The 7,774-nt window shown below is 59.3% G+C and carries 7 protein-coding genes; all 7 read left to right on the top strand.

Annotation, left to right across the window (positions count from 1 at the left end; all coding sequences use genetic code 11):
* Nucleotides 1-585: NAD(P)(+) transhydrogenase (Re/Si-specific) subunit beta (locus UB90_RS21660; RefSeq protein ID WP_162559187.1), on the top strand; the 585-nt coding region annotated here is incomplete at its 5' end.
* 83 nt (nt 586-668) lie between these two features.
* Nucleotides 669-1,919, top strand: coding sequence for a Zn-dependent hydrolase (locus tag UB90_RS21655; RefSeq protein WP_065326284.1), 1,251 nt, complete (start codon nt 669-671; stop codon nt 1,917-1,919).
* 4 nt (nt 1,920-1,923) lie between these two features.
* Nucleotides 1,924-3,384, top strand: a complete 1,461-nt coding sequence (hydA, locus tag UB90_RS21650) for a dihydropyrimidinase (protein WP_065326285.1) — start codon at nt 1,924-1,926, stop codon at nt 3,382-3,384.
* 90 nt (nt 3,385-3,474) lie between these two features.
* A complete protein-coding gene (locus UB90_RS21645; protein WP_065326286.1) occupies nt 3,475-4,965 on the top strand; it encodes an NCS1 family nucleobase:cation symporter-1 in 1,491 nt (496 codons plus the stop codon).
* 65 nt (nt 4,966-5,030) lie between these two features.
* On the top strand, nt 5,031-5,324 hold the full coding sequence (locus UB90_RS21640; protein WP_065326287.1) for a DUF1330 domain-containing protein: 294 nt from the start codon (nt 5,031-5,033) through the stop codon (nt 5,322-5,324).
* Between the two features lie 589 nt (nt 5,325-5,913).
* On the top strand, nt 5,914-6,573 hold the full coding sequence (locus UB90_RS21635) for a hypothetical protein (protein WP_065326302.1): 660 nt from the start codon (nt 5,914-5,916) through the stop codon (nt 6,571-6,573).
* 116 nt (nt 6,574-6,689) lie between these two features.
* A complete protein-coding gene (locus tag UB90_RS21630; protein ID WP_065326288.1) occupies nt 6,690-7,769 on the top strand; it encodes a transporter substrate-binding domain-containing protein in 1,080 nt (359 codons plus the stop codon).
* Nucleotides 7,770-7,774: the final 5 nt, after the last annotated feature.

Genomic DNA, 7,774 nt, shown 5'->3' with positions numbered 1-7,774 from the left:
GTCTCGGTGATCCTTGGCGGTTTTGGCGGCAGCACCGGCCCCGCGATGGAGGTCGAGGGCGAGCAGGTGGCGATTGACGCCGATGGCGTGGCCGCGGCGCTGGAAGAAGCCGACAGCGTGGTGATCATCCCCGGCTACGGCATGGCGGTGGCGCAGGCGCAGTCCAATGTGGCCGAGCTCACGCGCCGTCTGCGCGCCAAGGGCAAGAACGTACGCTTTGCGATCCACCCGGTGGCGGGGCGTCTGCCCGGGCATATGAACGTGCTCCTGGCCGAAGCCAAGGTACCCTATGACATCGTGCTGGAGATGGATGAGATCAACGACGACTTCCCTCAGACGGATGTGGCCATCGTGATCGGCTCCAACGACATCGTGAACCCGGCCGCGCAGGAAGACCCCAACTCGCCCATCGCCGGCATGCCGGTTCTGGAGTGCTGGAAGGCGAAACAGGTGTTTGTCTCCAAACGCGGTCAGGGCACCGGCTATTCCGGCATCGAGAACCCGCTGTTCTTCAAGGACAACACCCGCATGTTCTACGGCGACGCAAAACAATCCCTCAGCACGCTCCTCAATATCATCGAGTGAGCGGCGGGTGTGCGGGGAATACGATTGAAAGATGAGGGAGCGGGTCGAGGAGGCCTGCGGACCTCAAACGAAGGGAGAAGACTATGAAGGATCTTCAGAGCAATACGAGAGTCGACGGCAGTCGGCTCTGGGACAGCCTGATGGAAATGGCGCAAGTTGGCCCCGGTCTGCGCGGCGGCAACAATCGCCAGACGCTGACGGATGCCGACAAGGACGGGCGCGATCTGTTCAAACGCTGGTGCGAAGAGGCTGGCATGACGGTTGGCGTTGACAGCATGGGCAATATGTTTGCCCGCCTTGAAGGGGCGGAGCCGGATCTCGACCCGGTGATGATGGGCAGCCATCTGGATACGCAGCCCACCGGCGGCAAATATGACGGTGTGCTGGGCGTTCTCGCGGGGCTGGAGGTGGTTCGGTCGATCCGCGATCAGGGCATCACGCCGCGTCGCCCCATTGTGGTGGTGAACTGGACCAATGAGGAAGGCACGCGGTTTGCACCAGCGATGCTGTCCTCGGGGGTGTTCGCCGGGGTGCATTCGCAGGACTGGGCCTATGGGCGCGAGGATGCAGAGGGCAAGACATTCGGCGAGGAACTGGCGCGGATTGGCTATGTCGGGGATGAGCCGGTCGGCACCCGCAAAATGCACGCGATGTTTGAGCTGCATATCGAACAGGGACCGATCCTTGAGGCAGAAGGCAAAGACATCGGCGTTGTGACCCATGGGCAAGGGTTGAACTGGTTGCAGGTGACGCTGACCGGGCAGGAGGCGCATACCGGCTCCACCCCGATGCCGATGCGACGCAATGCTGGGCTTGGCGCGGCGAAAATCACCGATCTGGTGCATGAAATTGCCATGAGCCATCAGCCCGACGCCGTGGGGGCCGTGGGGCAGTGCGACTACTATCCCAACAGCCGTAACATCGTGCCGGGCAAAGTTGTCTTCACCATCGATTTCCGGTCGCCCAGTTTCGAGACACAAGCCGATATGGAAGCGCGCCTGCGCGCAGGGGCCGCAAAGATCGCCGAAGATCTGGACCTGCAACTGGAGATCGAACAGGTCGGCCATTTTGATCCGGTCACCTTTGACGAGGGCTGCGTAAGCGCGGTGCGCAAGGCGGCAGAGAAGCTCGGCTATTCCCATCGCAACATCATCTCTGGTGCGGGGCATGACGCCTGCTGGATCAACAAGGTCGCGCCCACTGCGATGGTGATGTGCCCCTGTGTTGATGGTCTCAGCCATAACGAGGACGAAGACATCAGCCGCGAATGGGCCACCGCTGGCACCGATGTGCTGCTGCATGCCGTCCTCGAGACCGCAGAAATCGTGGAGTAAAACAATGAGCGCGAGAACCGTAATCAAGGGCGGCACCATTGTGACCGCCGACCGTAGCTATGACGCGGATGTGGCCATTGAAGGCGGCAAAATCGTCGAGATTGGCCAGAACCTGAGCGGCGGCAAAGTGCTGGATGCTGAGGGGTGTTATGTGATGCCGGGCGGGATTGATCCGCATGTGCATCTGGAGATGCCCTTTATGGGCACCCATTCGGCGGATGATTTTGAATCCGGCACCCGCGCGGGACTTGCAGGTGGCACCACCATGGTGGTCGATTTCTGCCTGCCCAGCCCCGGCCAGTCGATGCTCGAGGCGTTGGAGGCTTGGCACGCGAAATCCAAACGCGCCTGTGCGGATTATTCCTTCCACATGGCGGTGACATGGTGGAGCGAGCAGATCTTTGACGAGATGCAGATGGTGGTCGACCATGGCATCAACTCCTTCAAACACTTCATGGCCTACAAGGGCGCGTTGATGGTGGAGGATGACGAGTTGTTCGACAGCTTCCGCCGCTGCGCGGCCATTGGGGCCTTGCCCATGGTGCACGCCGAAAACGGTGATGTCGTCGCGACCATGCAGCAGAAACTGCTGGCAGATGGCATTACCGGCCCCGAAGGCCACGGTATGTCGCGCCCGCCCGAGGTGGAGGGCGAGGCCACCAACCGCGCCATCATGATCGCCGATATGGCGGGGGTGCCGCTCTATGTGGTGCATACCTCTTGTGAGCAGGCCCATGAGGCGATCCGTCGGGCGCGTCAAAAGGGTATGCGGGTTTATGGCGAGCCGCTCATTCAGCATCTGGTGCTGGACGAAAGCGAGTACCGCAACCCAAGCTGGGACCACGCCGCACAGCGCGTGATGTCGCCGCCGTTCCGCGACGAGGCCAATCAGCAAAGCCTCTGGGCGGGATTGCAGGCCGGGTCCTTGCAGGTGGTGGCCACAGATCACTGCGCCTTCAGTATTGAACAGAAACGCTACGGCATCGAGGATTTCACCAAGATCCCCAATGGCACCGGAGGACTGGAGGACCGGATGCCGGTGCTGTGGACGGAAGGTGTGAACACAGGCCGTCTGACCCCGAATGAGTTTGTGGCGGCGACATCGACCAATATTGCCAAGATCCTCAACATCTACCCGCAGAAAGGCGCGGTGCTGGAAGGCGCGGATGCGGATTTGGTGGTCTGGGACCCTGAAAAGACCAAGGTGATCTCGGCTGAAACGCAGCAATCTGTGGTGGAATACAACGTCTTTGAGGGGCGCGAGGTCAAAGGCCTGCCGCGCTACACCCTCAGCCGGGGCGAGATCGCGGTGGACAACGGCACCGTCTGCGCCACGGCAGGGCATGGCAAATTCGTCACGCGCGCGCCCTATCCAGAGGTCAATAAAGCGCTGTCGAAATGGAAAGAAGTGACCGCGCCCCGCAAGGTGGTGCGTGATCCGGAAAACATGCCGGCCTGCGTCTAAGATTTTCCCCGGTCACTGGCCGGGGAATTTTCGTTTGCGCCCTTTGGAGGAAAGGGCCACAAATCCGAATAAAAGGGAGGAAATAAAGAAATGACCGATATAACAAGTGGGTATACCACGTCTCGGGACAGCGAACCGGGTCAACAGGATCTCGCGGGGCTGGATCCGGAACTCTATAATGAGGACCAGCTGCCGACCACCGCAGCAGAGCGCACATGGAACTGGTTGTCCATTTCAGCACTTTGGGTGGGGATGGTGGTCTGTATCCCGACCTATTTGCTCGCATCCTATCTGATCGGCGCAGGCATGAGCTGGGATCAGGCGGTGATGACCATTCTCGCCGCCAATGCGATTGTCCTGATCCCGATGGTTCTGGTGGGTCACGCAGGCACCAAATACGGCATCCCGTTTCCGGTGCTCTTGCGTTCGTCCTTCGGCCCGGCCGGGGCCAAGATCCCGGCGGTCGCACGGGGCATCGTGGCCTGTGGCTGGTTTGGTATCCAGACATGGGTTGGCGGATCTGCGATCTTTGTGATCGTCAACAAGCTCACCGGCGGGGCGCTTGCGGGGGAGGCGCTGCCGCTGTTAGGGATCAGCCTTGGTGAGTTTGTCTGCTTCCTCGCCTTCTGGGGCCTGCATCTCTACTTTATCAAGAACGGCACGGAGTCGATCCGCTGGCTGGAGACCTATGCGGCCCCGTTCCTGCTGGCGATGGGCCTTGCATTGCTGGCATGGGCCTATTCTGCGGCGGGCGGTTTTGGCGAGATGCTTTCCACCCCCAGCGCCTTTGATCCGGGTCAGCCCAAAGAGGGGCAGTTCTGGGCCGTGTTCTGGCCGAGCCTGACGGGCATGATCGGCTATTGGGCGACGCTTGCGCTCAATATTCCGGATTTCACCCGTCACGCGCGCAGCCAAAAGGACCAGTTGGTGGGTCAGATGGTGGGTCTGCCGATCCCGATGGCGCTGTTTGCCTTTATCGCGTCGGCTGTGACCTCGGCCACCGTGGTGATCTTTGGCGAGGCGATCTGGGATCCGGTGCAGCTGTCGGAGCGCATGGGAGGCTCTGCGGTGATCATCGCACTGTTTGCGCTGATCGTGGCGACGCTGACGACAAATCTTGCGGCCAATGTGGTGGCCCCTGCGCATGGGTTTGCCAATCTCGCGCCGAGCAAGATCAACCTCAAGCGCGGCGGCTATATCACCGCAGCCATCGGGATCGCCATGTTCCCATGGATTCTGGTGAACCATATCGTCGGTTGGCTGATTGCGTATTCGGCGCTCCTGGGGCCGATCGCGGGTGTGATGCTGGCGGATTACTACCTGTTGCGCAAAACCCGGCTTGAGGTGGCTGACCTATTCAAGTCGAACGGCATCTATTCGGGCCAGAACGGCACCAACTGGGCCGGTATTCTGGCGCTGGTCATCGGTATTCTGCCGAACCTGCCGGGCTTTTTGGCGGGCGTTGGCCTGACCGATGGGACCTCTGCGTTCTTTGCGACCATCTACACCTACGCGTGGTTTGTGGGGCTCTTTGTGGCGGGCGCGGCCTATCTGCTGCTGTCCAAAGTGATGAACAAGTAAACCCTGTCGCTCCGGGGGTGTCCCCGGAGCGCATCCCGTCTGAGGACACAAAGAAGGAGAGTTCTATGCCCAAAGCCTATTGGATCGCCCATGTTACCGTGACCAATCCCGACCCTTATGCGCTTTATGCCAAGGGGGCGACGGAGGCCTTTGCGAAACACGGTGCCCGCGTTTTGGCACGTGGCGGTGCGGTCGAGCATCTGGAGGGCGAAGGCCATCCGCGCAACGTGGTGATCGAGTTTGACTCCATGGAAGCAGCATTGGCCTGCTATCATTCGCCCGAATATCAAGAAGCCAAAGCCCACAGAGAAGGTGCGGGGATCGCCAATATTATGATCCTTGCAGGAGCGCCGGACTAAGACCCTTATCGGGCGCGACGGAGTAGAGAGAAGTCCGCCAAGCGTCATGCGCAATTGCAGTAACTGTGAGGAGGGGGCAGACGGCACCCCGCCCAAGGTCGACCCGCTGCGCTAGGTACAGTCCGGGTCCGTTGGGTCGCCCTGAATAGCCATTAAAACCGAAGTCTGAACATTTGCAGGTGGCATATTTTGCCGCCCGCAATCCGTTGGCCTCAGACGGAGACTGCCGGATAAAGCGAATGTTATGCCGTAATTCGCGACAATACTTGTGCTACCCGCAAAATGTTGACATGATTCGGGCAAATAGTTAACAAATGGTAAACGTCAAGCGGCGAGTTTTTTATCGGTGGCATTTTGCGTATCGGTGACGGGGTGGGGTACAATGCAGCAGTTAAAGCAGAGGCAGTTTCAAACTGCCCAGACGGCAAGTCCCAATGGGACACAGGCAAGAAAATTTCCGACAAAGATTGAAACGATTTCCAGTTCAGGAAGCGTAAAGCTCGCTCTGAAGAGCAAGATTGCAGGCCATGACCCGCAACGGGCGGCCAATGTTGTGCCATCAACGCAACCCGCGGCGACGCCCCAGCCGGTGCCTGAGCAGAGTGCTCCGACCTCCACCGGTGGAGATTTTGGCGGCCACGCGCGCGGTGACTTTGGCGGCCGATTTGCATGGGCTGATCTGTTGTCGGATGATCGTTTTGCCAAACCTTTGCTGGCGGCTGCAGCGGTGGCCGGGATTTTGATCCTTGGGGCCACCACACTGGCGCTGCTCCCGGATACGCAGGAACCGGTGGCGGCGGCCGTGATCCCAGAAGCGGCGACTCCGGTTGCGCCTTCGGATAATCTTGCCCGCCTCATGCAGGTTGCAGCGATCGAGACGCCAGAACCCAACACCGTTGCGGCACCTGTGACTGCCGCGCCGGTCGCGGCAACGCCTGCGTTTGAGGCCAGCGGTGATCTGATGTCCAAGATGACAGCAGAGACATTGGCGGCGTTGCGCACGCCCGCACCGGTCGCGCCGCCCGCAGTTGCAAGCGGCCAGAGCAATGTGTCAGGACGCCCAATCGTGGGAGGGTCTGATCTCTATCAGCTGGTGATGACCGCCCATGCACAAGGCCAGTCGGCGACCTATATTGATCGGCTTTTGAATGATGCGTATCTGCGGGGGCAAATTTCTGTACCGCGAGGGCTGGTGCGCGCCGATGGTCGCGTCGACACGGACACAATCCTAAGCCTTTTTATTCAGTAGAAACAAAATGATAACAGTGCGCTGCCACGCCTGTTGTCCAACAATAGAAACAAGACTGCCATCAGCATGAAACCTGTTCGGCAGATATAATACTAAAAGTATTTTCGGGGGGACTAATGAAGAAATTGATCGCGGCAGCGGTGCTTGGGGTGTCTGTGCTCTGGGCGCATATGGGGGCTGCTCAGACGTGCGGGGGCATCTATCGGGTGCAACCCGGCGACAGTCTGTCCGTGATTGCCGACCGGCTCTATAAGAACGCTGGCATGTGGACCGCGATCCACAACCGCAACATTGCCGCCATTGGCCCAAAGCCCAGTGCAATCCGTGTGGGAATGCCGCTGGAGATCACCTGTCTGAATGGTCTGCCTGTCGGGCTGGAAGGGGGACGTGCGCTGAAAGAAGCAGCGCCAGCCGCAGCAACGCCAGTTCGAATTGAGGCGGGAAATGCAGCGGTGCGTCAGAAGATCAACCTTTTGACGGGGGATGATTTTGAACCGTTTACCGGCAAAAATCTCCATAATGGTGGGCTGCTGACTGATCTTGTGAACACCGCGATGATCAAGGCAAACCCCGAGCGCGGTTTTGCGATCCATTGGGTGGATGATTGGTCTTCTCACTTTGATCCACTGCTGTCGAATGCGCTGCTGGACATTGGTTTTCCATGGTACAAACCCAACTGCACTGAGTTGCCGGACAACTACCGGTGCAAGAACCTGCTGTTTTCTGATCCGCTGTTTGAGACGCTGACGCTAATGTTTGCCGATGCCGCGCGCCCGGTGTCCTTTGCCAAGGAAGAGGATCTTTTTGGCAAATCGATCTGTCGCCCCAAAGGCTATGACACCTCGATTTTCAACGAAAACGGTCGCAACTGGCTGCGTGAGGAGAAGATCACCTTGGTTGTTGCGGCGACGCCGGGTGATTGCTTTGACTTGGTGCTTGAAGGCAAGGCGGATGGGGTGGTTCTGAATGAATTCACCGGTCGCAATAAGATGAAAGAGATGGGGATCGTGGAGCGCATTCAAGTGGTGCCAGAGCCGATCTCAATCCAGTCGCATCATGTGGTGGTGCATAAGTCGCACCCTCAGGCGCAGGAACTTCTCGATATTGTGAATCGCGGCCTGCGCGGCATTCGTGAAGATGGGTCGTATCAAGCCATTGTCGAAGATCACCTTGCCCGCGTCTGGGCTGGGTTCTGACGGAG

The sequence above is a fragment of the Tritonibacter mobilis genome (assembly GCF_001681715.1).
GTDB lineage: Bacteria > Pseudomonadota > Alphaproteobacteria > Rhodobacterales > Rhodobacteraceae > Epibacterium > Epibacterium mobile.
Note: the sequence above shows the minus strand (reverse complement) of the source record. Positions and strands in the feature narration are given on the sequence as shown.

Coding starts and splice junctions, on each gene's coding strand:
- UB90_RS21655 (WP_065326284.1), top strand. CDS start 669: ATGAAGGATCTTCAGAGCAATACGAGAGTCGACGGCAGTCGGCTCTGG.
- UB90_RS21645 (WP_065326286.1), top strand. CDS start 3,475: ATGACCGATATAACAAGTGGGTATACCACGTCTCGGGACAGCGAACCG.
- hydA (WP_065326285.1), top strand. CDS start 1,924: ATGAGCGCGAGAACCGTAATCAAGGGCGGCACCATTGTGACCGCCGAC.
- UB90_RS21640 (WP_065326287.1), top strand. CDS start 5,031: ATGCCCAAAGCCTATTGGATCGCCCATGTTACCGTGACCAATCCCGAC.
- UB90_RS21630 (WP_065326288.1), top strand. CDS start 6,690: ATGAAGAAATTGATCGCGGCAGCGGTGCTTGGGGTGTCTGTGCTCTGG.